Origin of the sequence: Streptomyces sp. JH002, from assembly GCF_050916115.1 — a bacterium.
Classification (GTDB): domain Bacteria; phylum Actinomycetota; class Actinomycetes; order Streptomycetales; family Streptomycetaceae; genus Streptomyces; species Streptomyces xiamenensis.
In genome coordinates, this window is sequence record NZ_CP087989.1 from 3,483,114 (window position 1) to 3,506,725 (window position 23,612).

The window sequence follows — 23,612 nt, forward strand, 5'->3', positions numbered from 1 at the left end:
GCGCCCACTCTAACGACCGGGAGCGGTACGGCCGGGGCGTCCGCCCAGGTGGGGATCGCCCGCCGGTGGGCGAGGCCGCGGATCCCGGTGATTCTCGGCCGGGAAGGGATTGTCGATCATCGCACCGGGCACACTGCCCTGCGGAGGCCCTAACCGGCCGCCGCGTAACCTCCGTCACTCTCGTCAGCGTTCTCGTACTCGCAGCGGGCTGTCTCCAGCAGCCGGCGCCAGGACGTGACCGTGGGGCGGCGGCGCAGCAATGCGCGTCGTTCCCGTTCGGTCATACCGCCCCAGACGCCGAATTCCACGCGGTTGTCGAGTGCGTCGGCGAGGCATTCGGTGCGCACCGGACAGCCGGTGCACACCGCTTTGGCGCGGTTTTGTGCCGCGCCCTGGACGAATAGTTCATCCGGATCTGTGGTGCGGCAGGCCGCCTGCCCACTCCAGTCGGTGACCCAGCTCATGACCGGTGCCGTCCTCTCCCGAATCGAGGCTCCCCCACGGCGGCAAGTGGCATATTCACCTTGCCGGTTGAGGACGTTACGGAAGGTGGCGGGAGCGCAACACCCCCAGCGGGCCCCATTTTGAATGGCCCGTTCGGACTAGACGGCGTCGCTGGTCACCCACGTGAGTGAACACCGAACAAGGTCCGCATGTCGGGCGAGGGTTGCTGATAGCAACAGTTCGGTGCATATGACAAGAGCGATTTCGATATCCCACTCTCATGAGTGAAGATCGTTTGACGGCTCTTGTTTTGTCCGATGTATGGGCAGCCTAACGAACGCCCGGCCGCCTGTCCGGCGTTTGACCGCTTACGCTGGTGTCCATGGGTAGGAAGCGCCCGGGAGGCGGGCTGAGCACGACTCAGCAGATGGCCAAGTTCCTCGGGGTCAGCGTGCTGTCCGGGGCCGTACTGGCGGGGCTGGCGCTGCCGGCCGTCGGCGCCCTGGGGCTGGCTGCCAAGGGAACGGTGCAGACCTTCGACGAGATCCCGAGCGAGCTCACGCGGCCACCGCTGAGCCAGAGCACGATGATCCTGGACGTCGAGGGCAACAAGATCGCGGAGGTGTACTCCCGTTACCGCACGGTGATCGAGGCGGACGAGATGGGTCCGTACGTTCGCCAGGCGCTGGTGGCGATCGAGGACGCGCGCTTCTACGAGCACGGCGCGATCGACCTCAAGGGCGTGCTGCGGGCGCTGAACCGCAACGTCACCGAGGGCGGCGTCCAGGAGGGCGCCTCGACCCTCACCCAGCAGTACGTGAAGAACGTCTTCGTCGAGGCGGCGGGCGACGACGCGGAGGCGGTGGCCGAGGCCACCGCGCAGAGCGGCGCCGAGGGCATGGGCCGCAAGATCCGCGAGATGAAGTTCGCCATCCAGCTGGAGCAGGAACTCACCAAGGACGAAATCCTTACCAACTACCTCAATATCACCTACTTCGGACAGCAGGCGTACGGAGTCGAGGCCGCCTCCCAGCGGTACTTCTCCAAGCCGGCCGCCGACCTGGAACTGCACGAGGCGGCGCTGCTGGCCGGCCTCGTCCAGTCCCCGAGCGCCTACGACCCGGTCAACTCCCCGGACAGGGCGCTCAACCGGCGCAACACCGTCCTGGAGAAGATGGTCGAGTCCAAGGACATCACCCGCGCCGAGGCGGACGAGGCCAAGGAGATGGACCTCGGTCTCAACGTCTCCCGGCCGCAGAACGGCTGCATCACCGCCGTCCACGACGCCGGCTTCTTCTGCGACTACGTGCGCAAGGAGATCCTCAACAACCCCGTCTTCGGGGAGACCGAGGAGGAGCGCAGCGAGCTGTGGCGCATCGGCGGCCTGCGGGTGCGGACCACCCTGGACCCCACCGCCCAGGCGGCCGCCGCCCAGGCGGCGAAGGACGGCGCGTACGCGGACGACGAGGTCACCGCGGCCGTCGTCCAGATCCAGCCGGGCACCGGGCACATCCTGTCGATGGCCCAGTCCCGCCCCTACGGCCTGGACATCTCCGCCAACGAGACGACGCTCAACCTCAACGTCTCCAGCTCCATGGGCGGCACCACCTTCGGCTTCCAGCCCGGCTCGACGTTCAAGCCGATCACGGCGGCCGTGGCCCTGGAGGCGGGGATCAGCCCCGCCGAGACGTACAGTTCGGACCGCAAGATCACGCTGCCCATGAACGAGTTCAAGGACTGCGAGAACAAGCCGCTGGGTTCCGCCACGGAGCCCGACTGGCCGGTGCAGAACGAGCGGGCGGACATGAAGGGCACCTGGGACATGAGCGATGCCCTGGCCCAGTCCGTCAACACCTACTTCGCCGACCTCGAACGCCGGGTGGGCGTGTGCGAGACCGTCACCCTGGCCGGTGAGATGGGCGTGCGCGGCGGCAACGACGCCGAGCTGCCCGCCAGCCCGTCCGCCACGCTGGGCGGTCTGGAGACCACCCCGCTGATGATGGCCAACGCGTACGCGACGTTCGCCAACCGCGGCACCTACTGCGAGCCGGTCGCCATCCTGTCCGTGACCGACAGCAACGGCAACGAGATGGACGTGCCGGGGGGCAACTGCGCCCAGGTCATGTCGGAGCACACCGCCGACACGGTCAACCAGATGCTGAAGGGCGTCGTCGAGGACGGCACCGGCCAGACCGCCGGTCTCACCGACCGGGAGAACGCCGGCAAGACCGGAACCTCCGACAACCGCAAGAACGTGTGGTTCGTCGGCTACACCCCCGAGCTGTCCACCGCGGTCCGGGTGGGCGGTGACGCCGAGATGATCCCGATGGAGAACATCTCGATCGCCGGCACCACCTGGGAGAAGGCGGGCGGTGGCTCCGTCGCCGGCCCGATCTGGCGGCAGGCCATGACCGGCGCGCTGGCGGGCGTGCCCGGCTCGACGTTCAACGAGGTCGACGTCCCGCGCGGCGACGACAAGAAGGATGACAAGAAGGACGACAAGAAGGACGACAAGAAGGACCGCGACCGCGACAACAACGGCAACGGCAACAACGGCGGCAACGGCGGAGGCTCGGACATCGACCTGGGCGACTGGGGCAACTGGGACGACTTCGACTGGGGCGACAATCGGCCGGGCAACGGCTGGGGCCGTGATCGCTGACCACTGAGCGGCACGGTGAAGGGGCGGTGGTCGGACACGACCACCGCCCCTTCACCGTTGTCCGCCGCCGCTAGCCGGCCAGGGTCCGCTTCACCAGCCCGGCCACCCGGCCGCCGTCCGCCCGCCCCGCGACCTTCGGGGACACGATCTTCATCACGGCGCCCATCGCCCGCGGACCCTCGGCGCCGCCGGCCTTCGCCTCGGCGACCGCGTCCGTCACGATCGCGGTGAGCTCCTCGTCGCTCAGCTGCTGCGGCAGGTACTCCGCGAGCACCTTGCCCTCGGCCCGCTCCCGCTCCGCCTGCTCCACCCGGCCGCCCTTGTCGAACGCCTCCGCCGCCTCACGCCGCTTCTTCGCCTCGCGGGCGATGACCTTCTGCACGTCGTCGTCGGAGAGCTCACGCGCCTCCTTGCCGGCCGTCTCCTCGTAGGAGACGGCGGTGAGGGTCATCCGGAGCGTGCTCGATCGCAGCTCGTCACGCGCCTTGATCGCCATGGTCAGATCGTCGGAGAGCCGGGACTTCAACGTGGTCATGCGGTCATTGTGACAGGCGGTACGGAACCCTGGCCCGGGCTGCCTACGATGGGACGCATGCGCGCCCGCTACGCCGCCCCGCTCGGCATCGCCGCCCTGGGGGCCGCCACCCTCGCCTACGCCGCCGGCTTCGAGGTCCGGTCCTTCCGACTGCGCCGGGTCACCGTGCCGGTCCTGCCACCGGGCATGCGCCCGCTGCGGATCCTCCAGGTCTCCGACATCCACATGGTCGGCGGCCAGCGCAAGAAGCAGCGCTGGCTCCAGTCCCTGGCCGCCCTCCGCCCCGACCTGGTGATCAACACCGGCGACAACCTCTCCGACCCCGAAGCCGTCCCGGAGACCCTCGACGCGCTCGGCCCGCTCCTGGAGTTCCCGGGGGCGTACGTCTTCGGCTCCAACGACTACTACGCGCCCAAGCTGCGCAACCCCGGCCGCTACCTCGTGGAACGCGTCCAGGGCCGGCACGGCCTCAACGGCAACGCACCGGCCGTCGGCGTCCCGCGCAATCCGTGGTGGGAACTGCGCGACGCCTTCGACGAGGCGGGCTGGGTCAACCTCACCAACACCCGCGGCCGGGTCAAGACGGCCGGCACCGAGATCGCGCTGACCGGCCTGGACGACCCGCACATCAAGCGCGACCGCTACGGCGAGGTGGCGGGCGGCCCCGAACCGGGCGCCGACCTGTCCCTGGCCGTGGTCCACGCCCCGTACCTGCGCGTGCTGGACGCCTTCACGGCCGACCGCTACCCGCTGATCCTGGCCGGGCACACCCACGGCGGCCAGCTGTGCGTGCCGTTCTACGGGGCGCTGGTCACCAACTGCGACATCGACCCGGACCGGGTGAAGGGCCTGTCCACCCACGAATCCGCGGGCGAACGCTCCTACCTCCACGTCTCCGCCGGCTGCGGCACCAACCGCTACACCCCGGTCCGCTTCGCCTGCCCGCCGGAGGCCTCGCTGCTCACGCTGACCCCCCGGGACAGCTGACGGCGAAACCTGATTTCGCGTACGCCCCCGGGCCGGGTAGAGTAAGCCTCGCTGCACCGGGGTGTGGCGCAGCTTGGCAGCGCGCTTCGTTCGGGACGAAGAGGCCGTGGGTTCAAATCCCGCCACCCCGACAGAGAAACACCAAGTCAGGGGCCTGATCCGCTTAGCGGGTTGGGCCCCTGAGTGGTTTCCGCGAGTGCTTTGGGGGCCGTTTGGGAACCAAGTGCGGAAGGTGGCTCCCCGGACAGCTCGCACGAGAACGCCAGCGGGTTGGGGAGGAGATACCAATACCTCGGTGGTCGTGTCACTCGCTCTCCTCACCGGATCACCATCCCGAGAAACGGACACTGGGGCGTGGCTATCGACCTCGGCGGCAATGCTGGCCGCATCGCAGCATCTGTTCAGGTGCAGCCACCTCCGTGCGGGCCCCTCCCCACGGCCCGGGAGTCGCAGGGCAACCCAGCCCGCTCTGTCGCAGTCCATGAGCCGGAGGAACCAGCCGGAGACGTGCTGGGCGGCCAGACCTGGGACGTCTTCATCTCGCACGTGTCCGAGGACAAGGCAGCTGTTGCCGGCCCCTCCGGGACGCGCTTACCAAGTTGGGCGTGGCTGTCTGGCTAGATGAAGCTCAGATGCGGATCGGTCACAGCCTCCGTCGCAAGATCGATGAAGGGATCAGAGCAAGCCGATACGGCGTCGTAGTGCTCTCCGAGCCCTTCATCTCCAAGGGCTGGACCAATCACGAACTTGACGGACTCGTCACCCGCAACGTGGCTGGAGAGCAGTCGCTCCTGCCAATCTGGCACAACCTGAGCGCAGACGATGTTCGCCGCTACAGCCCTTCCCTCGCGGACAAGGTGGCAATGAGCACCGGTGAATACTCCATCGAGGAGATCGCACAGCAGATCGCCGACGTGGTGCGAGAGGACGGCGTGGCCTGAGTCCGCAGCTCTTGTGGCCGACTCGGCGCGCATCCAAGGAGGCAGACGCACACGACTTGTGCCAGCGCAGCTTATGTCGGACCACGAGCTGCCGACACATGGCCACGACCGCCGGAGCAGTCCCGACGACTGGTTCCGGGGTATCCGTGATCCGGAGCGGCATCTGCGCCCTTCCAGCCGTACCACGCAACCCCGCCGCACCATGCCGCAGCAGGCTATGCCCAGACATGGCACTCAGGAATGACTCTCGCCGCCCGACCCGACACCCCCTGCGCCCGCGACGTTCTCGACGACCTCGCACCAGAAGCACGCCCCCGTGCCCTTGCCATGATCACCAGGCTTGACACGCCCGAGCCCCTTGGGTGCCGGCACGGAATGCCCTGGCCGCAGAGGGCCTTAACGTTCCAGGGCTGGATGACCCCCGAAGGGCGGTGTCCGGCTTGGCCCGGATCACGAGAGTAGAGCCTCATCGAGATAGTCCTGTACCAACTCGAACAGTCCGTAGGGCACGTAATGCGGGATCTCGCCGTGCGCGACCCAAGCCAGATCGGCTACCTCGTCCGGACTCGCGATGCCCGCTTTGCCGCCAGAGCGTCTACACGCGATGTAGTGGATCTCCCAGCCGGTCATGGGGTGAACCCGTTGCCCGAGCACGATCTGGGGAGTCACCAGCAGCCCGGTCTCCTCCCGGGCCTCGCGCGCCGCCGCCTCCCCCGTACTCTCGCCGGATACGATCTTCCCTGCCGGGAACTGCCACGAAAGCGCGCCCTCCGACACGCACCGTCGCACGAGCAGCACCCGCCTGTCCTGCACGACGACGGCGGCTGCGACCGCCGGATTGACCTCAGTGGTCATGGAGATCCCTTCCCGAGTGCGTAGGTCGTCGCGCGTATCCCACCGCTGTGGTCTCAGCCCTTGGTGGGCACGTCCCTGGCCGCGTAGTAGGCGTGCAGTGCGGCCTCGCTGCCCGACCCCAGAGCGGTCATGATCCGCTGGAAGCGGGCGGAGCGGAGGTCGCCGGCCACGATGACGCGGGGGTGCTGGTCCGTCGGCGGGCAGTATCCGTCCGGGCCCCGGGTCAGATCGCCGGGCGGGGCGGTCGGGGCGTTGCCGATGCTGAGGTAGGCCGAATCCGCTGTGATCGTCCGCCGCGTGCCGTCCTGGCCCGCTGTTTCCGCCGACACCGGGGCGCGCTCTGCGGCCTTCAACGTCAGGTGCTCGACGGGAACGAGGGTGACCCGGGGATCGTCCCGGATTTCCTCGATCTTGTACGCGTCGTCTGCCGGGTACGCCACGAGCAGGCGGGTGTCTGTGGTTGGGTGGGCGCGCAGGAACGTGCCGATCGGGCGGTCACCGCCCAGAACGAGGAGGGTGCGCCCCTGGGCGTCGTCGGCTTCTGCCTCCCAGAGCGGGGGCAGGACACGGTCGTCCGGGGCGGTGATCCAGGTGACGTCGTGGGGCTGGAGGGGGCCGACGCCGGTGGCGACGACGGCGTACGGAGCCGTGAGACGCGCACGGGTGTCGACCGTGACGGTCACCCGGTCGTCATCGGCGCGGAGTTCGGTGACACGCCTGCCGAGTTCGAGGCGGCACAGCTCGGTGCCCTTCAGCTCCGCCACGATGGCGTCGGCCAGGTCGGGACCGTTGGTGTGGCCGCCGAGGACGTTGTTCAGAGCCGGGATCCGATAGAGATTTCGGCACAGCCGGTCCGGCTCGACCAGGATCGAGCGCATGCCGACGCCCGCGGCCATGCGGGCGGCGGCGCAGCCGGCCGGTCCTCCGCCGATGATGATCAGGTCGGTGTCGAGCGGTGTGTCGGCCATGAGGCTATTCCAGCACCGGGTCGGCCGTACGCGTATCGAGATGGCCCATCACCTGCTCGACGTCCACGAGTTGGCCTGTTCCGATCAGGCGCCGGGCGACGAGCAGACCGGCGTCGTGGACCTCCGGGCCGGCGTCGCTGGCACAGGCGTCCGTCACGATCCAGGGTGCGTATCCGTGCTCGAAGGCATCTGCGGCGGACTTCAGAACGCAGCTCTCGGTGGCGATTCCGCAGAAGACGAGGTCGGTCCAGCCGGCCCGTCGCATCAGTTCTGCGGCCTCGGGTGTGAAGAGCGTGTATCCGGTCTTGTCGACGCCAGCGTGCGCGTGGCCCGCCGCCTCGGCGAGCTCGGGGACGATGTCAGTCTCGGGTGGTTCCTGGAGCCGGCGCCATTGGAAGAAGCGCTCGTAGGGGCTGTCGGGATAATTGAAGTACCGGGTGAAGACGACAGGGCGCCCGGCGGCGGACCATCTGGCGACGAGGTCGGCGACTGCGGGCACGACGTGGCGACTGTGGTGGTTCACAAAGCCGTTCTGCATGTCGATCACGACCAGTGCGGCGCTACTGATGTCCATCGGCCCTCACTCCTGCCCGTTCTCAGCCGGCGCTCTCGCGCAGAGCCTCCTGCGCGGTGCGCAGCCGTTCGGCCAATCCGCTGGTCTTCATGATGGCCTCCCGCATCAGGACGTGTTGCGCGGTCTCCTGAGCACGGGCGGTGGTGAGCCGGGAAGCGGCGGCACGCAGGAATCGCCAGCCGTACCGCTCCGGCATGGAGGGGTCCTGGCCGTCCTCGACCATCTGCTGGATGTGGCGGGTGAAACACCACAGGGCCTGGACGGTCAGCTCGCAGGCGACCAACTCATCGGTGGTGAGGCTGCGCTCGCTGGAGTGGGAGGCGTAGGCGACGCCGGACCAGCCGGCGTAGGCGGTGGACACTCCCCGTACGCCGAAGGAAACGATGTCCGGGTGGTCGAAGCCGGTGGCAAGAAGCGACTCCTCGACCGTGCAGGCCAAGGGCGCGGGACCACCCGGTGCCCCGCGGTCGACCAGAACCGAGGGAGTGGAGAGCAGGCGCAGCGCGGTGTCGTAGGCGTCCCCGGCCCACGGACCGGAGGTGAGGCAGTAGAGGGAAAGGACGTATTCAGGGTTGGGGGCCCCGGCGTGGTCCCCTTCGAGGAGTTCGCGGATCTTGTCCCGGGCCCACGGAAGGTCGGACGCGTAGGAGCGGTAGCGCCAGACGGCCAGGTCGGTCAACGCGGCGGGTTCGTGCGGCTGGACAAGGTGGAAGACGGCCACCCCGCATGCGAAGACGTGCAGGACACAGCTCTGCGCCTCGGGGTGGTCCAGTCGGGTCGAGGAGGACTCCAGCCACTGAGCGCCCTCACTCGGTGTCAGATACTCCCGAAGCTGGCCGGCGCGCTCGACACCGATGAAGACCGGCAGGAACTTGTGGGAGTCGACTTCTATCCGTCCCGTGACAGGTGCAGCCGCGTCACTCATTCCCAGCGCTTCCGCGAACCGGGTTCTCGCGTCGTCGGGTGCGCGACCGAGAGCGGTGTCGAGAATTCCCTGAGACTCGGTGCGAGGCTGGTAGCCGGCGCCGCCTGCCTCCCAGTTCGACACCGTGCGGTCGCTGACCCCCAGGTACGCGGCGAAGTCCCGCAGGCTCATGCGCAGGGCGTCGCGTAGCAGCCGGGCTTCCCGACCGGACCATCTCTGCACCGTGACCACCGTGACACCCCCTGTCCATCACCCGGTGGAACGACCGAACGACCAGCGTAGCCAGCCTTGTTCAGCAGTGCTGCGGCATTGCTGCAGCATCCGTACATCACACTCCGCAACCGTCTTGCTCCATGCTGAATCCACCGCGCCGGGGCCGGCCACCGCCAGGCGGCCCCTCCGCGTTCTTTCCTGCACCACCACCAGAAGGAGCACCGGCATGACCGACATCGTCAAGCGCAACGCCCGCGCCATCCTCCTCGACGGCGACGAACTGGTCCTGATCAAGCGCACCAAGCCGGGCAGGGAGCCGTACTGGGTGACGGTCGGCGGAGGGGTCGAGACGGACGACGCGACCATCGAATCGGCTCTGCACCGCGAGGTGTTCGAGGAGCTCGGCGGCAAGCTGGCGCGCGCCGAACTGGTCCACCTGATCACCGACCAGTTGGAGGGCGGCGTCGGCGTCCAGCACATCTTCGCCGCGCGCCTGGAGTCGATGGACCTGGCCGCGCGTACGGGAACGGAGTTCGCGAAGCCGGAACGGGGCGAGTACGAAGTCGTACGCGTCCCGTTCACCAGCGAGGCGGTCCGCGAACTGAACCTGATGCCCCCGGAGCTCGCCGAGTTCATCGCCGCCAACACGTACGCGATCACCTCCGTCCTCAACACCCCGATCCGCGAGGCGTGAGCGATGACGCGAGCCCCGGACTTCGTCAGCCTCAACGGCCCTGACAACGTCGGCAAGACGACCCACTTGGTGCGGCTGGCCGAACGGTGGAACGCCTTCCAGCCGCTGGGCGCGGTCCACGAGCACGATCCCGAGCCCTGGGCACGGGTGGCCACCGGCGACTACGCCCGGTGGTGGTTCGAGACGTCCACGACCGTCGAGCTGACCGAGATGCTGCTCGCCGGTCATGCCAAGCGGGCCGCCGCACGCGAGACCGGGCGAACGGGTCTGCTGGACCGGGGCCTGCCCATGCTTCTCGCCGTGGCCGCTGCGACCTGCGTGGTCAAGGACAGGCTGACCGTCGGCGAAGCGTTCAAGACCGTGACAGGAATCGCCGGTGCGCGGGCCGCCACACCCGAGACCTCCATCCTCCTGCTCCCGTCATTCGACGCCGAACGCAGTTACGCCATCACCAGCGCCCGCGAGGGCCGCCCCTGGACCGGGATCTACCCGGAGTACCAGAAGACGCTGCACGCGGTCCTGCTCCACCAGGTCGACCACGGTGCGTTCGCCGCGGTCGTCGACTGCGAGGACCGTTCCTTGGACGTCGTGCACAGCGACGTGCTCGATCGCCTCGGCCTCAGCCGACTCACCGACGGGAGTCCCCGATGACGCAGAACTCCCCGCCCCTGGTGTTACCACCCAGTCTGTCCCGCACCGTGGCAGCGCTCCCGGACAAGGACAGGAACCGCCTGGACGACACCATCACCCGGCTCCACACCGTCAACGGGCGCCTGTGGGACAACGAGGACCGGGTGCGCGGCGCCTTACTCTCCGCCGCCCAGGTCGCCGACTGCAAGCGGGAGATCGACCAGCTCAACGCCGAACGGAACCTGCTCGCCGAACGGGCTGACGAGGTCCTCGGCTCGCTGGCCGACGCGGGCCGCGCCGACGCACCACTGCACACCGAGACGCTCGCCTCCGTCGTCGACCGCCTCTCGGTGCTGACACTGAGGATCTGGCACAGCGAACGGGCAACTGCACGGGACGAGCTGGCACGCCGACGTATCCCCGCCCTTCACGGGCAACGGGAGGAACTGTGCGCCGCCCTCGACGCGCTGGTCTCCGATGTCGTCGCAGGCCGCCGCCGGCTCCCCGTACCGGCTCGCTTCAAGCTGTACGGCCGGGACGGCGCCGCCCCCGCAGAGATCAAGCCGAGTCGGCGTCTGCGCCGGGTCCTCGCCTTCGGTGGACTGAGCGAGTGCGGCAAGAGCACCAGCGCCGAGTTCGTCCAGCGCACCTGCGGTGCGCAACGCTTCAAGATCGGCTTCCTGTTGCGGCAGGCGGCCCACCGGGAGGGCCTCGCGGACGCGTACGCCCTGTCGGCCCGTCGGCAGGCCGAGTTGCTGCTCGGTGAGCTGAACCGTTTCGCGGACGCGCATGTCGACACGGAGTTGTTCACCATCGAGTCCGTCCACGACGACGCCTCGATCGCCGAGCTCAAGCGACTCATGGGCGACGCACTCCAGATCGTCTATCTTGACGCCTCGTTCGCTGTTCGCGTCGAGCGGTCGGGCACTCCGGCCCAGGCCGTCGCCGCGAAGGACGAGATCAAGATGAGCCGTGGCGCCCATCAGGTCGCCGCGCTCGCCGACCACGTCATCGACAACACCGGTAGCATCGCCGCCCTCCGCGCCCGGCTCCGGCGCATCGCCGCCCCGCCCGCATCCACGGCGCTGCGCGCGGCCACTCCGTACGGGCTGGGACTGCCTGCCGCCATAGCCTCGGCGACGGCCGACTTCACCGACGCGGTACGGGCCTACGGCCCCGGCGTACGGCTCGCCGCTCTGACCGGCAGCCCCGGCGAGGGCAGCTGGATCGCCGGCTGGTCCGATCTGGACCTCCTCGTGATCGCCGAGCACGAGGCCATCGGCCGGGTCCTCGATGCCCTGGAGCAGTACCGGAGAGCCCTCGGTGGTGCGGCCTCCCTCGGCCCCACCCTCGTCACCCCCGGCGAACTGACTGCCCGGCGCCTCACCCCGCGCCTGGCGTTCGTCCTCCACCAGCTCCAGCAGGGCAGCTCTGTCCTGCATGCCGCACCCGGCCTCGAACTGCCGACGATCAGCCGAGGCGAGCTGGCGTTCGCCGCTGTCCGGGAACTCCCCCAGGTCATCCTGACCATGCGCCGTCTGCGCGCCGACGCGGGGCCGACCACACTGCGGCAGCTCTACAAGCACCTCGTGCTCGCCTGCCGCCTCCTCCTGCGCGAGCACAACCGGTGGGAGTCCGGCCCCGATCGGATTCTCGCCGCGGCCTCCCGCATGCCGGGCCTGACGGCCCTCTCGACGCCCTCCCTGGCCGAGATCGCCGGCGCTTGGCGCGACGGCGAGGCCGAGCTCGTCCTCAAGCCCGTCACCGTGGCCGCCGACCAGCTCCTCACCTGGTACGCCGCCCAGCTCGCCGCCTGACAGTCTCCCTCTCCTCCCTCGTTCTCCGTCCGACAGGAGCTTCGCCATGCCCGAAACCATCGCCGTGCCGTCCTTCACCGCCCGGATCGTCGAACGGCTCAGCGTCGGAGCCACGAGCCGCCGCGAGCGCGTCATCCATTCCCTGGACGGCCTGGAGCACCCGGTCCACCCCGACACCCTCGCCACCACCGGAGCCGACCTGTGGCGTCTGCTTCAGGAGCAGGTGCCGGACGGGCTCGGCTCCGTGGACTTCCTCCTCGGCCTGGACGCCGGCGGCATCCTGCCGACCGTCTCCCTCGCCGGCGCCGCTCAACTCCCGTACAAGATCGCTTGGAAGCTGCACCTCCCGCTCGACGGGGCGGTCCGCTTCAGCGAGCCCCACGCGATGCGCACCGACGTCTTCGCGTACGGCATCACTCCCGGCCAGCGCATCGTCATCGTGGACGACGAGATCACCACCGGCCGGACCCTGGCCGACCTCACCCGCCGCCTCCGCGAGGCCGACGCCGCCCCACTGGCGGCGGCCTGCCTGGTGGAGGACACGACCCGCGGAGCCCGCGACCTGCTCACCGACCTCGGTCTGCCGCTCGTCTCGCTCACCACGATCGAGGGCACGGCATGACAGCGGTCGCTCCAGCGAAAATCCAGTTTCACCACGGCTCCCTGGTCATCCCCGCCGGGGCCGTCCACACCACCCCGCTCGGGTACGACCGGGGCAGCGTCCCCATCGGCGCACCGCTCCAGCTGGCCGCCTCCGCCGAGCTTGTCCACCGCCTGAGTGGGTGCGGCGAGATCGTCGTGGCCTTCGAGGGGAAGCTCGGTGACTCGCTCCTCGCACTGTCGGGGGTCCGCGCGGTCCTCGACTGGCTGCGGCTGCGGTCTGTACGCGTGGCCGTCCGGGCGGTGGGTCCGTACGCGGGGCTGATCGCCCGCACTGGGCTGATCACGCAGCCCCAGGCCACCCCGCCCAACGGCTGGCGGGCCGTGATCGGCGACCGCACGGGTGTTGAGGCACACGGCTCGGAGGCGGCGGTAAGCCTGGTGCTCGACCCAGCCGCCCCGCCGTGCTGGTCGAGCGACGGCCGCGCCCACCTGGACCTGCCCGCCCGCCACTACCTGGCTCTGGAGCGCCGCTTAGGCATCCGCCTGCCCGGCACGGCTCCGTTCGCTCCCACCCTCGCGACCGGGCCGAACAACCTCGTGGAGGAGCTGCGCTCGGTGGGCTGGCTGGGCGGTCTGACCATCGCCGCCATCACCGCCACCAGTTGGCCGGAGCGCAAGGACTACACCGCCCAGCGCTTCATCGCCCTCGCCGAGCACATCGCCGAGGCACAGCAGGCCCAGGCCCGGCTGCTGCTCATCGGCGGTAACCCAGGCCACGGCCTCCGCGTCACGGCGGAGGCTCCCCGGCGTCACGTGCAAGCACTCCACATCGACGGGATGCCAGCCGACGGCCTCGTCGACCTCTTCCCGCACTGCCACCTGATCGTCGGCAACGACACCGGCCTCACCCACCTCGCCGCGATGGCGCGCGGCGGCCAGAATCGCGGCGGACCGCCGGTCATCGGCCTGTACGCGCGCCACAGCCACAGCAAGTGGCGGACCGGCCTGTCGCACCACAATGCCGTCGCCACCAACCTGTCCGACCGCATGCACCAGGGCGACCTCTGCCCCGTCCGCGACGCCATCGCCCCGAACTCGGACGTGCACATGGACGCCTTCCCGCCCGCCGCACTGGCCCAGGTCGGCCTCGAACTACTCAACGAGGTGGGGCGATGATCTCCCAGCCCCTCCTTCGGGTCGGACCGGTGCGGCGCTTCACCCGCAACCTGCTCTGCCCGGTCGACCTCTTCGGCCACTCGCTGCTCCTGAAGTACACCCGCAACCCGGCCGAGGCCGGAGAGGAGATCCACGGCCACGCCCGCCTGGCCCGGCACTACCGTGTCCCCGCCCTCCACACCCACCTACGCGTACCGGGCGGACACCTCCTCGCGTACGAACGCCTGCCCGGCGGCACCGACCAGGGACTTCTCCTCGACCTTCTCAACACAGACGGGCCGACCAGCCACCTCCACACCTACATGGAGGAGCTCACGGCCGCGTACCAGGAGGTCATCCTCACAACGGCATGGCCAGCCGATCCGGCGCACGTCGTCCGCAAGCTTTACTGGGACCGCGCGGCACCCGGCGGCCGACTCGACACGTACTACGCCGGCAAGGACTTCCTGATCGCCGACGGCCTCGTCGACATCCTGGTATCCCGCCTCAACACTTACGCCCTGAAGATCAACGGCCTTCGACAACACCTGGATTGGGCCGCCACCCTCCGCTGGCTGCGCGCGCACTTCGCCACGGCAGAGCCGGTCTGGGCGGCCCTCACCCAAGGCGACCCCACCGATGTCAACCTCGCCCACCCGCTCGCCTGGTTCGACTACGACACCGCGGGAATGAACAGCATCCCCGGCGAGTTCGCCAACTTCCTCTGGTACGCCTCCGCTCTCGGCGGCTGGCTCGTACCCACGTACAACCCGACCGCCTTCGCCGACCACCCCGCCACCTTCACCCACGTCCCGGCCAACACCCCCGAGGTCCGACGAGCGGCGATCGATCACGCCACCAGCACCATCCACATCGACTACACGCCGCGCCTCTCTGCACCTCGGCGAGCCGCCGTGACCGCGTACTGGAACAAGCTCGTACGACCAGTCGCGGACCGTCTCTGGCCCGGCGAGGACCTGGCGAACCTGCTCCGCCCCTACCTCGCCATGCGCATCCTCGGCGTCTACAACCTGGCCGATCTGGCATCCGAGGACCGGCTCGTCCTGCTCGCCCGTCTTGCGGAGGCCATGAGCCCCGCCTTCGACCCCACCACCTACTTCTGCCCGCTGGAGTCGCCATGCCCAGCCCCCTGAACGGTCGCACCGCCCTGGTCAGCGGAGCCACCGGCGGCCTCGGCTCGGCCATCGCCCGCCGTCTCGCCGCCGACGGCGCCACCGTCGCCCTCGCGCACTTCGACGACGACCTGGCCGCAGCCGAGCTCACCGCCCACATCACCGGCAGCGGCGGCGCCGCAATCAGCCTGGCAGCCGACCTCCGCGACGCCGAGGCCGCACGCGCCCTCTGTCACCAGGCCCACGACCAGCTCGGCCCGATCGACATCCTGGTCAGCAACGCCGGCGCCTACCCGCGCCACCCGTGGGCGGAGACAACGCCGACTCACTGGGACGGGGCTCTGGCCTCCAACCTGACCAGTCACTACCTCCTCGCCCACGAGCTGACCGCTGCCATGACGGCCGCCGGCTGGGGCCGGATCATCACCATCGGCTCGGTCCTCGCCACGGCGGGCCGTCACGACCTCGCCGGCTACATCAGTGCCAAGGCCGGCCTCGAAGGACTCACCCGTGCCCTCGCACGCGAACTCGGCCCAGCCGGCATCACCGTGAACTGTGTCGCCCCCGGTTCCATCCGCGTCCCCGCTGAGGACACCGTCGTCAACGATCCGGAAGCCATGACCACCCGGCAGCTCGCCCGCCAGTGCGTCCAGCGCCGAGGCCGCCCCGAGGACATCGCCGCAGCCGTCGCCTTCCTCGCCACTGACGACGCCGGCTTCATCACCGGCCAGACCCTGCGCGTCGACGGAGGCTGGATCCTTGGCTGACATCTGGCTCATGCGCCACGGCGCCTACGAAGGTCACCGCCCCGGCTACCACGCCCCGCACGAAGCCGCCCTCACGCAGGAGGGCCGCGAGCAGGTACGCCGCTCCTTGCCCCTCCCTCAGGGCGTCACCGCGATCGTCACCAGCCCGATCCCCCGCGCCCGTCAGACCGCCACCCTCGTTTCGCACCTCACGGGCCTGCCGATCGTGGCCACCTCCGGTCTCCTCGCCGAATGGCGCGCCCCGAGCATCGTTCTCGGCCGCACGGCCGAGACCTACCCACCGGCCTACCGCGCCTGGCGAGCCCACCGCCTCGCCAACCCCTTCCTACGCTGCGAAGACGGCGAAAGCCTCACCGACCTCCACACCCGCGCCCGCCACTGCGCCGCCTTCCTCCACCGCGCCTCTGGGCGCCGCGGCCCCCTCCTGGCCGTCTCCCACGCCCTCCTCCTCGGCGTACTCTCCCACCTCCAAGAAGGCCCCGCCGCCTTCACCACTGCGGCAAAGGCGCCCCTGCAGTTCGCCGAGACCCGTCTCTTACCCGCCCACCAACGCGTAGGACCTGATGTTCGACGACCTGCCCGGTAAACGACTGGCGATCCGACTACTACGCCCGGTGGAAGACGCTCCTACCCGTACGTCTCCTTCCAGCGCTCCCGGTGCCGACGGTCTCCCTGCCCCGTACCGTTGACCGCACTGAGCGACAGCAGCGAGGCACCGTTGTTCCACAGACCGAAGTGATCACGGTGGACCGCCAGGATGTCGTTCTCCGCGGCGAACATCTCCGCCGGGCCGCTGAAGTAAGTGGTGGCCACGAAGATCGCCACATCGGCCTTGAAGTGCACCTTCGCACCAAGCAGATCCCGGACCTCCCGGCTGGGGATCTTGCGCTTGGGCGCGTATCGCTTGCACTGGATCACCATGCTCCGCCCATCGGGAAGGTGCCCCAGCACGTCAGCCCCGTTGTCGTGTGAGCCACCGACCCTCCGGACATCAGTGCACCCGTCACGACGGCACAGTTTTACGACGAAGTCTTCAAACTCCGTCCCCGTCATCACGTCAATCTCGGCAAGCGTCCGCTGCCCTGCCCGCACGGCCTCGTCATGCCGCCACTGCCGATCACCGCCCCTGATGAACCGATCGGTGCGCCACAGCCACCACCCGCCACCGCCGAGGCTACTGAGAGCAAGTACACCGACGAGATAGGGCCAGATTACGCCCCAAAACGCCACTACCGCGACAAGGCCGAGGCCCCCGGCGGTGGCCCCGATCTTGAGATGCTGCTGCCGACGTCTACGCGCAGCCGAGGTCCGCAACTTCCGTGCCACTGCTGTGCTCCTCCCATGTGCTCTGGCACAGCAGGATCAAGGAAGCAGCGCCGAAGCATCAGGTTGCCAATCAGCCATTGGCTGATTGGCAACTTTTCGCCCACCTGGCTATCGGGCCACAAGAGCGGAGCCTCGCCATGGACGCACGGGATACGCGCCGGGGATACCACGGCATTGCTGCGTACAACCAGAAGAACCTCGTCCAGCTACTCACGGAGTCGGGCGACTGCGCCACCATGGCCTGAATCGCATTCTTGTCGTCGACATCGGGGGTTCCTACCGTCCCTTTGCATGGACTCCACGGCCTTCGACGTGATCAAGCGTCTCGGTGACCTTCTGACCGTGCAGGTGAACTCATCGACCGAACTCAGCGTCGGAGTGGAGAAAGCAGCCAACGCCGTCGACCGCGAGCGGGCGAAAAAGAAGACCTCGAACGAAGGTCATGGTCCGCGCAAGCCGGGTCTGCGCCAACTACCCCGGGCCGAGCGTGGTCCCCTATGGGTGACTCCATGGGATGTGCTCGCGACATTCGCGCGCGGTACGGCGTTGGCGCGGCAAGGACGAGGCAGGGGACTGGCTGAGCACTGGCAGGGGCTGAAATACTGCCGCGCCTTCGCCGCCGACCGGCACGGGAGTCTGCGCCTTACCGATGAGGGGAAAGCGCCCGAACTGTCCTATCGGGCCATGCAGGCAAGGGAGCTGGGCCGAGCGTTCGGGCTCGCCGTCGCTGAGTGGGCGCTTCGCGAAAGGTATCCGGACCACCTGATCAGCATTGTCGACGCGGAAACCGTCCTGCTTCCCGGCTTCGCGCGAACAAAGCCGGCCGGGACTCTGGGCGCGAGGCCGCGGCCGGACTTCCTGTTGGAGGCATGGCGTCCCGGTGAAGGCTCCCGAGTCTTCGTGGTGACCGTGAACGGCAACCACCAGGCCGTGACGCCGAAGACCTCCGCAAGCTCTCGCACGACATACAGGCAGCTGGCCCGGGGCAGTGAGCGCGTGGAGCGATTCCATCTGGGGCAGCGGAACGCGACTCCCGCGCTCACGACCTCGACCGAGTTCCTGGCCGCCGCCGGTGTGACGGTGCATGTCCTGCACACGGATGGAGGTGTCGAGCTTCCCTTACGACCGGCGGCCGGTGCGGATTCAGCCGATACGGCCATCGGCCGCCGGACCCTGCCGTACGTGGACTCCGTGGCCCTCCCCAAGGAGCTGGGGGCGGAACGGCACAACGCATTCTTGATCCCCGAGAAGGAGTTCTCGTGGTTCAGCCGCGTCGTCGCCCGGGCGCACGCCGCCGGGCAGCTCTCCCTGGCCGGCGGGGGCGGGGCTGTCGGCCAGTATTTGATCGACGAGCAGGGCCGCAAGCACTTCAGCGAAACCGCCTACGCCGGGACTGCCAGTGTCCACGATGCGAAAGCCTGCTTCGCCGGCGAGCAGTACGTCGGCACTGACCAGGTCTTCCGTGTCAACGGCACGCGGGTCGAGGCGTTTTCAGGCATGGCCGCAGATCTCTACGCCCTGCTCGCGAAGGGCAAGGTGGAGGAGTATCGCCGACGGACTTACGAGCGGCGGAATGACTGGCCTGAGCCGGACGACATCGACGACTGGGGTGCGAGTTCCATCCGGCCGGACGGCACCGCACTCGCGATAAGGGTGGTGCCGGAGCCGGCATCGTCCGACGACCGTTCCCGAGGCTGATCCGTACGAAGGAGAGTCCCGGAGGAGAAGCCGGCTCTTGCCGGTCCGTGCCGACTCGAGCTGGTCCGGCGCCTCCCCTCCGGCGCTGGGCGGAGTGGCCAGATGCCGTCCCTCCAGCTCATCCCCGGCTGTCCCACTCGACGGCCTACGTGCCAAAGTCGCTGGACAGGCCAGCAAGCGCATACGCGAAGGCAAGGAGCGGCACATGCACAACGGGGGATCGCCGTGGACACTCACTGTGCCCACAGGGGGTGACACACTCCGGCAGGAGCGTCTCACCCGGGATCTGCACGACAGTCTTCGGAGGGCAGACGATCTCGTCGTCGGCTTCCATGACGCCGAAGAGCCCGCCGAACCGGGCAGTAAGGGCACAGGTGTCGGCGAGGTGGCTCTCTGGGCCGCCACCACCGCGGCAGTCGCCCGTCCGGCGTCCCAGGTCCTGATCACCCTGATCAAAGAGTGGTGCGCTAAGGAGCGGCACCGCAAGGTCGTGGTCACCATCGGGGACGACTCCATCAAGATCACCGGCCGTCCGGACGCCGCACAGGAGCGCATGGTCCGGGAGTTCCAGGATCGGGTCGCCGGCGACGACGGCACCGCATCGGACGACGACGCGACGTGACCCGCTTCCACAAGCGCCGAGCTCTCCTGATCGGCAACGAGCACTACGACGATGGCCGTTTCTCTTCGCTGGCTTCCGTAAGGGCGGACGTATGGGGACTCACCCAGGTCCTGAAGCACCACAAGATCGGCAACTTCGTCTCCGTACAGACAGAATCCGATCTCGCCGCCGATGACATGCGAGCAGTCATCGGTGAGTTCCTCCAGGAGCGCGACGAGGACGAACTCGCGTTCGTGTACGTCTCCGGGCACGGCGTGCGCACCGTACGTGACGGCGGCGAGTTCCACTTCGTCGCCAAGGACACCGACTACGACCGGGTGGCCGCGACCGGAGTCAGCGCCGGGTTTCTCAACGACGCGTTGGAGGAGTGCGTCGCACCGCAGAAGATCGTGATGATCGACTGCTGCCGCAGCGGCGGGTTCGCTGTGGGTCTGCGTACGTCGGACCGGCAACGTGACGGCTCCGTGGCCAAGTCCGGCGAGCGGCCCCCGCTGACGAGCAGGGGCGTGTACGTCCTGTCGTCCTCGCGGGCCGGGGAGGACTCGTACGCGGACGCGGGCGGCGGCGACGATGTGAAGCCGTCAGCATTCACCGGCGAGGTCATCGAGGCGCTGCGCACAGGGAAGGTCAGCAAGGACAGCGGCAGCGCGGTGACGGTCAGCGACCTGTTCCACTATGTCAACCGGCGTATGCGTGCCCAGGACAGCGAGCGTCAGGTGCCGGTGCAGTCCGCGCTCGGCGTCGACGACCGCATCGTCATCGCGGACAGCCCTTTCGGCCGGGCCCCCATCCTGAATCCTCTGAGTCCTCGGCCCCGGGCAGCCGCGGGAGAAGCTGCACCGCCACACGCCGTGAAGTCCGCTCACGCACAACCCACCTGGTCCAACCTGCTGGACTACTACCGCGAGTGCGTCCTGGCCGAGAGTGCCGAGACACCTCTCATGGACGTGAGTCGGCAGGGCACGTCGTACGTGTGTCTGGACGGCGCGGAGAGGTTCATCTCCGGCGACGTCGACGACGACGGCTGCGTCGCGCTCCCCAAGGAAGCAAACCCGCTGGTGGATTCAGCGGCAGAGGAGGATGCCGAGCTGTGGGCGGGCTATCCGGCCGTGCTACTCACCGGGCCTCGTACCGGGAGCCCCTGGCGGCAGCCGAAGTTCGCGCCCCTGCTGGTGCGCCGGGTCGAGATCGTCCAGGACGAGGGCGAAGTGCGGCTGAAGCCGTACGGGCCGGTCCAGCCACACCCTCAGTTGGCCCACGACTGGCTGGGCGAGGACGAGGCCAACCAGCTCATCGACACGTTTCAGCCGTCCTGGCATCGAGGACAGCACGACCGTATGGCGGTGGAGGTACGCAACCTCCTCACCCAGGAGTTCGAGCTGCCGTGCGTACAGGAGCTCCGCCCCGACCAGCTCGCCGACCACATCGACGTGCGCACACCCGGCCACGGGGCCCGCAACACCGCGGTCCTGTTCTCGGCACGCCCTCAGACGAACTTCACGAAGGGGCTTCTCAACGACTTCGCCCGCATCGCCGAACAGACTGACCAGATCGGAAATACCGCCCTCGGGGTGATCGCGCCCGACCCATCGCAGCGCATCCGATGCCTCGCCCACACAGATCCCGAGCCGACGGGCCTCGTGACTCCGCTGCCCTGCAACGAGGCGCAGAGCTTGGTTCTCCGGTCCGCCATGACCCGTCGCCTCACCGTGGCCACGGGCCCGCCCGGCACCGGCAAGAGCCAGCTGGTCGCCAATCTCGTAGCCACGGCGATCGCGGCAGGCCAGACCGTGCTCGTCGCGTCCACCAACAACGATGCCGTGGACGAGGTATGGCGCCGCTGCGACGAGCTGGTGCCCGGCAGCGTCGTGCGCACCGGCTCGGCACGGAAGACCGGCAAGAGCAACGCGGAGCACGAGACCGCCGCGCTCCACGCGCTGCGTACCGGCCCAGAGCCGTCCACCACCGTGGCCACGGCAGCCATGGAGACCATGCTGGCCGCCGACCGCCTGGCAGAGGTACGGCGGCAGCTGGCCCACATCGCCGAGACCGAGCTGAAGCTACGCCAGGCAGGCGAGGCGCGAGCCCACTATGCGGGACAGCTCGGGATCACCGTCACCGAACTCCAGGAGCTGCTCGGCGGCCCGCAACTGCCGAGGGAGCTGGAGGACAGCGCACGCCGCCGCTCCCGCGCGCGCTTCCTCGGATCGTGGCGCCGATCCCGTTTTCTGCGCAAGGTCGGCCTGGAGGGGTACGCCGGTGATCCCGTCACGGGCTGCCTCGCGCTCGCCGGGTTCGCCGCGGCCGAGGCGGAATGGCGTGACGGGCGCGAGCGCGCGGCCGTCGTTGACGACACAGCGCTCACGCGTGACCTCCGCGATGCGGAGGGCGCCGTCCAGGACGCTTCACATACGTTCCTCGCCACCAAGGTCCAAGCTGCCGCCTGGGCCGGACGCCGCCGCATCATGGAGCTGTTGACGGCCCGGGAGGGCAAACGCGGCGACTGGCCGCAGTTGGGAAAGGTCCTCGGGCGCTCGGGAACCTCGATGACCGCGCCCGCGGTGGCCGGATGGGCGGTCACCAGCCTGTCCGCCCGGCGTTTCCCACCGGACCCGGCCCTGTTCGACCTCGTCGTCATCGACGAGGCCAGCCAATGCGCCATCCCCCAAGTCCTGCCCCTGCTGTTCCGCGCACGGCGCGCCCTGGTCATCGGCGACCCCATGCAGCTCACGCACATCACGAAGACCAGCCCGCACCGCGAGGCTCTCATCAGACGCGGGAACGGGATGCGGTCCGACTGGCTGGAGAAGCACCACCTCGCCTACCGGCGCCACTCCGCCTTCCACGCGGCCGAGCAGTCCGCAGGCGGCACGCTGCTTCTCGACGAGCACTTCCGCTGTCATCCTCACATCGCGGGGATCTCCAACGAGTTCTTCTACGACGGTGGGCTGACCGTTCTCACCGACACCCGTGGCCGTCCAGCACTGGCAAACCGTTCCGCCGTGATCTGGACGGATGTGGCCGGGCGGGCCGCCCGGCCTCCGTTCGGTGGCTCCTGGCACAACGAGGACGAGATCCGCAAGGTGCACGAGAGCGTCCGCTATCTGCTGGACCAGCTCCCGCCCGAGGCCACCGTCGGTGTCGTCACTCCCTTCACTGCACAGGCCGAAGCCCTACGCAAGCGACTGAGCCCGTACGACGAGGAGCGTCTGCGCATCGGTACGGTGCACACCTTCCAAGGCGGTGAACGCGACGTCATGGTGTTCTCCCTCGTCGTCGGCGAAGGTATGCACCCGGGCTCCGTCGCATGGGTCGGTGAACAACTGAACCTGTGGAACGTCGCCATCACCCGGGCCCGCAGTCACCTCATCGTGGTGGGAGACAAGAGACTCTGGCGAAAGCGGGGAGGCGTGGGCGGCGCGCTGCTTGAGGCTGTGGAGCGGGACGGCCTACCCCTGGGAGGCGAAGGCGAGGACGTACTGCTCAAACGCTTGTACCAGACCCTCTCCCTCGCGGAAGGAGCCACTGTCACGCTCGGCGAGACCATTCACGGGTATCCCACGGATGCCGTCGTGCGCGACATCGGCGGAGCTGCCCCCCAACCCGTGCTTCTCGATCGAGGAGTGGAAGAGGACGGCGACGCGGCACGCCACCTCCGGCTCATGCTGCACCGCCGGAATCTGCTGGGCGATGGTGACGGTGAAGCCGAAGCGGCGCGGTGGCCGGCCTGGCGGCTGTACGACACCGACGAGCAGCGGGGGTGACCTTCGGGCGTTCCAACCAGTCGACGAAGTGCCGCGTCTGACGTCATGCCTCGCCAGCGGCTACGGGACAGCGCTTGACCAGGAAGCTCTCTGCTTCAACCTCGACCGGGAGCCACTGACCGGCTTCCGGAAGCCGTTGAGAGCCGCCGCCTTCCTGGTCTGCGCACAACGACGCGAGCGCCGCATACGGCTGTGCAGCCATCGCGGACGTGCTGGAATGCGAGTGCAGAATCGAGAGTTTCGGTGCGTTTGCCTCGCGGCTGCAAAGACGAGGGGCACGCTGCGGTCACTTCACCCGG

23 protein-coding genes and 1 tRNA gene are annotated in these 23,612 nt (G+C 68.9%); 16 read left to right on the forward strand and 8 right to left on the reverse strand.

From position 1 onward, the window contains the following. Positions 1-149: 149 nt before the first annotated feature. Positions 150-464 (reverse strand): WhiB family transcriptional regulator, encoded by a 315-nt coding sequence (locus H7827_RS15820; RefSeq protein ID WP_030735489.1) that lies wholly within the window; start codon positions 462-464, stop codon positions 150-152. Positions 465-826: 362 nt separating this feature from the next. Here H7827_RS15820 and H7827_RS15825 point away from each other — a divergent pair, with 362 nt between their 5' ends. Then, on the forward strand, positions 827-3,106 hold the full coding sequence (locus H7827_RS15825) for a transglycosylase domain-containing protein (protein WP_432745944.1): 2,280 nt from the start codon (positions 827-829) through the stop codon (positions 3,104-3,106). A 70-nt stretch (positions 3,107-3,176) separates the two neighbouring features. Here H7827_RS15825 and H7827_RS15830 read toward each other — a convergent pair whose 3' ends face one another. Then, entirely contained in the window at positions 3,177-3,641 is a 465-nt protein-coding gene (locus tag H7827_RS15830; RefSeq protein WP_432745946.1) for a GatB/YqeY domain-containing protein, read from the reverse strand. Positions 3,642-3,698: 57 nt separating this feature from the next. On the opposite strand from H7827_RS15830, the gene H7827_RS15835 reads away from it, so the two are divergent. From H7827_RS15835 to H7827_RS15850, 4 genes are all read left to right on the forward strand, one after another. Beyond that, positions 3,699-4,628, forward strand: a complete 930-nt coding sequence (locus H7827_RS15835; RefSeq protein WP_386538457.1) for a metallophosphoesterase — start codon at positions 3,699-3,701, stop codon at positions 4,626-4,628. Positions 4,629-4,685: 57 nt separating this feature from the next. Beyond that, positions 4,686-4,759, forward strand: a tRNA-Pro gene (locus H7827_RS15840). A gap of 52 nt (positions 4,760-4,811) precedes the next feature. Beyond that, positions 4,812-5,249, forward strand: coding sequence for a DUF1883 domain-containing protein (locus H7827_RS15845; RefSeq protein WP_432745948.1), 438 nt, complete (start codon positions 4,812-4,814; stop codon positions 5,247-5,249). Continuing rightward, a complete protein-coding gene (locus tag H7827_RS15850; protein ID WP_386538517.1) occupies positions 5,153-5,569 on the forward strand; it encodes a toll/interleukin-1 receptor domain-containing protein in 417 nt (138 codons plus the stop codon). The genes H7827_RS15845 and H7827_RS15850 overlap by 97 nt, the downstream gene beginning before the upstream one ends. A gap of 450 nt (positions 5,570-6,019) precedes the next feature. Here H7827_RS15850 and H7827_RS15855 read toward each other — a convergent pair whose 3' ends face one another. From H7827_RS15855 to H7827_RS15875, 5 genes are read right to left on the reverse strand one after another with little or no spacing between them, the layout of a single operon-like run. Next, positions 6,020-6,424, reverse strand: coding sequence for an NUDIX hydrolase (locus tag H7827_RS15855; protein WP_432745950.1), 405 nt, complete (start codon positions 6,422-6,424; stop codon positions 6,020-6,022). Between the two features lie 53 nt (positions 6,425-6,477). Further along, complete coding sequence (locus H7827_RS15860) at positions 6,478-7,392, reverse strand: FAD-dependent oxidoreductase (protein ID WP_432745952.1); 915 nt, start codon at positions 7,390-7,392, stop codon at positions 6,478-6,480. A gap of 4 nt (positions 7,393-7,396) precedes the next feature. Then, on the reverse strand, positions 7,397-7,966 hold the full coding sequence (locus H7827_RS15865) for an isochorismatase family cysteine hydrolase (RefSeq protein WP_432745954.1): 570 nt from the start codon (positions 7,964-7,966) through the stop codon (positions 7,397-7,399). Between the two features lie 22 nt (positions 7,967-7,988). Then, complete coding sequence (locus H7827_RS15870; RefSeq protein ID WP_432745956.1) at positions 7,989-9,122, reverse strand: helix-turn-helix domain-containing protein; 1,134 nt, start codon at positions 9,120-9,122, stop codon at positions 7,989-7,991. An 18-nt stretch (positions 9,123-9,140) separates the two neighbouring features. Further along, positions 9,141-9,332, reverse strand: a complete 192-nt coding sequence (locus H7827_RS15875) for a hypothetical protein (protein ID WP_432745958.1) — start codon at positions 9,330-9,332, stop codon at positions 9,141-9,143. On the opposite strand from H7827_RS15875, the gene H7827_RS15880 reads away from it, so the two are divergent. The 8 genes from H7827_RS15880 to H7827_RS15915 are packed head-to-tail and all read left to right on the forward strand — an operon-like array spanning position 9,331 to position 16,489. Then, positions 9,331-9,798 carry an NUDIX hydrolase gene (locus H7827_RS15880; RefSeq protein WP_432745960.1) on the forward strand — a complete coding sequence of 156 codons (468 nt, stop codon included), beginning with the start codon at positions 9,331-9,333 and terminating at the stop codon, positions 9,796-9,798. The two genes, H7827_RS15875 and H7827_RS15880, sit on opposite strands and share 2 nt — an antisense overlap. A 3-nt stretch (positions 9,799-9,801) precedes the next feature. Then, complete coding sequence (locus H7827_RS15885) at positions 9,802-10,449, forward strand: hypothetical protein (RefSeq protein WP_432745962.1); 648 nt, start codon at positions 9,802-9,804, stop codon at positions 10,447-10,449. Continuing rightward, positions 10,446-12,245, forward strand: coding sequence for a DUF4254 domain-containing protein (locus H7827_RS15890; RefSeq protein ID WP_432745964.1), 1,800 nt, complete (start codon positions 10,446-10,448; stop codon positions 12,243-12,245). The genes H7827_RS15885 and H7827_RS15890 overlap by 4 nt, the downstream gene beginning before the upstream one ends. 46 nt (positions 12,246-12,291) lie before the next feature. Next, positions 12,292-12,867 carry a phosphoribosyltransferase gene (locus H7827_RS15895; protein WP_386538472.1) on the forward strand — a complete coding sequence of 192 codons (576 nt, stop codon included), beginning with the start codon at positions 12,292-12,294 and terminating at the stop codon, positions 12,865-12,867. Beyond that, entirely contained in the window at positions 12,864-14,024 is a 1,161-nt protein-coding gene (locus H7827_RS15900; RefSeq protein ID WP_386538474.1) for a glycosyltransferase family 9 protein, read from the forward strand. Before H7827_RS15895 ends, H7827_RS15900 begins: the two co-directional genes overlap by 4 nt. After that, a complete protein-coding gene (locus tag H7827_RS15905; protein WP_432745967.1) occupies positions 14,021-15,157 on the forward strand; it encodes a hypothetical protein in 1,137 nt (378 codons plus the stop codon). The genes H7827_RS15900 and H7827_RS15905 overlap by 4 nt, the downstream gene beginning before the upstream one ends. Next, positions 15,142-15,903, forward strand: a complete 762-nt coding sequence (locus H7827_RS15910; RefSeq protein ID WP_432745969.1) for an SDR family NAD(P)-dependent oxidoreductase — start codon at positions 15,142-15,144, stop codon at positions 15,901-15,903. Before H7827_RS15905 ends, H7827_RS15910 begins: the two co-directional genes overlap by 16 nt. Next, positions 15,896-16,489 carry a histidine phosphatase family protein gene (locus tag H7827_RS15915; protein ID WP_432745971.1) on the forward strand — a complete coding sequence of 198 codons (594 nt, stop codon included), beginning with the start codon at positions 15,896-15,898 and terminating at the stop codon, positions 16,487-16,489. The genes H7827_RS15910 and H7827_RS15915 overlap by 8 nt, the downstream gene beginning before the upstream one ends. Before the next feature lie 41 nt (positions 16,490-16,530). Here the strand turns inward: H7827_RS15915 and H7827_RS15920 are convergent, their stop codons facing one another. Beyond that, on the reverse strand, positions 16,531-16,956 hold the full coding sequence (locus tag H7827_RS15920) for a restriction endonuclease (protein ID WP_237523379.1): 426 nt from the start codon (positions 16,954-16,956) through the stop codon (positions 16,531-16,533). Between the two features lie 564 nt (positions 16,957-17,520). Between H7827_RS15920 and H7827_RS15925 the strand changes: the two genes are divergently transcribed. From H7827_RS15925 to H7827_RS15935, 3 genes are all read left to right on the forward strand, one after another. Continuing rightward, a complete protein-coding gene (locus tag H7827_RS15925) occupies positions 17,521-18,927 on the forward strand; it encodes a hypothetical protein (RefSeq protein WP_386538481.1) in 1,407 nt (468 codons plus the stop codon). A gap of 205 nt (positions 18,928-19,132) precedes the next feature. Beyond that, positions 19,133-19,549 carry a hypothetical protein gene (locus H7827_RS15930; RefSeq protein WP_073800187.1) on the forward strand — a complete coding sequence of 139 codons (417 nt, stop codon included), beginning with the start codon at positions 19,133-19,135 and terminating at the stop codon, positions 19,547-19,549. After that, positions 19,546-23,313, forward strand: coding sequence for a caspase, EACC1-associated type (locus H7827_RS15935; protein ID WP_432745974.1), 3,768 nt, complete (start codon positions 19,546-19,548; stop codon positions 23,311-23,313). The genes H7827_RS15930 and H7827_RS15935 overlap by 4 nt, the downstream gene beginning before the upstream one ends. Positions 23,314-23,612 lie beyond the last annotated feature (299 nt).

Bases quoted from the DNA above. Each gene is read 5' to 3' on its own strand.
- H7827_RS15860 (WP_432745952.1), bottom strand. From the start codon at position 7,392: ATGGCCGACACACCGCTCGACACCGACCTGATCATCATCGGCGGAGGA.
- H7827_RS15865 (WP_432745954.1), bottom strand. From the start codon at position 7,966: ATGGACATCAGTAGCGCCGCACTGGTCGTGATCGACATGCAGAACGGC.
- H7827_RS15890 (WP_432745964.1), top strand. From the start codon at position 10,446: ATGACGCAGAACTCCCCGCCCCTGGTGTTACCACCCAGTCTGTCCCGC.
- H7827_RS15925 (WP_386538481.1), top strand. From the start codon at position 17,521: ATGGACTCCACGGCCTTCGACGTGATCAAGCGTCTCGGTGACCTTCTG.
- H7827_RS15830 (WP_432745946.1), bottom strand. From the start codon at position 3,641: ATGACCACGTTGAAGTCCCGGCTCTCCGACGATCTGACCATGGCGATC.
- H7827_RS15885 (WP_432745962.1), top strand. From the start codon at position 9,802: ATGACGCGAGCCCCGGACTTCGTCAGCCTCAACGGCCCTGACAACGTC.
- H7827_RS15820 (WP_030735489.1), bottom strand. From the start codon at position 464: ATGAGCTGGGTCACCGACTGGAGTGGGCAGGCGGCCTGCCGCACCACA.
- H7827_RS15930 (WP_073800187.1), top strand. From the start codon at position 19,133: ATGCACAACGGGGGATCGCCGTGGACACTCACTGTGCCCACAGGGGGT.
- H7827_RS15920 (WP_237523379.1), bottom strand. From the start codon at position 16,956: ATGACGGGGACGGAGTTTGAAGACTTCGTCGTAAAACTGTGCCGTCGT.
- H7827_RS15900 (WP_386538474.1), top strand. From the start codon at position 12,864: ATGACAGCGGTCGCTCCAGCGAAAATCCAGTTTCACCACGGCTCCCTG.
- H7827_RS15875 (WP_432745958.1), bottom strand. From the start codon at position 9,332: ATGCCGGTGCTCCTTCTGGTGGTGGTGCAGGAAAGAACGCGGAGGGGC.
- H7827_RS15880 (WP_432745960.1), top strand. From the start codon at position 9,331: ATGACCGACATCGTCAAGCGCAACGCCCGCGCCATCCTCCTCGACGGC.
- H7827_RS15825 (WP_432745944.1), top strand. From the start codon at position 827: ATGGGTAGGAAGCGCCCGGGAGGCGGGCTGAGCACGACTCAGCAGATG.
- H7827_RS15895 (WP_386538472.1), top strand. From the start codon at position 12,292: ATGCCCGAAACCATCGCCGTGCCGTCCTTCACCGCCCGGATCGTCGAA.
- H7827_RS15905 (WP_432745967.1), top strand. From the start codon at position 14,021: ATGATCTCCCAGCCCCTCCTTCGGGTCGGACCGGTGCGGCGCTTCACC.
- H7827_RS15835 (WP_386538457.1), top strand. From the start codon at position 3,699: ATGCGCGCCCGCTACGCCGCCCCGCTCGGCATCGCCGCCCTGGGGGCC.
- H7827_RS15910 (WP_432745969.1), top strand. From the start codon at position 15,142: ATGCCCAGCCCCCTGAACGGTCGCACCGCCCTGGTCAGCGGAGCCACC.
- H7827_RS15855 (WP_432745950.1), bottom strand. From the start codon at position 6,424: ATGACCACTGAGGTCAATCCGGCGGTCGCAGCCGCCGTCGTCGTGCAG.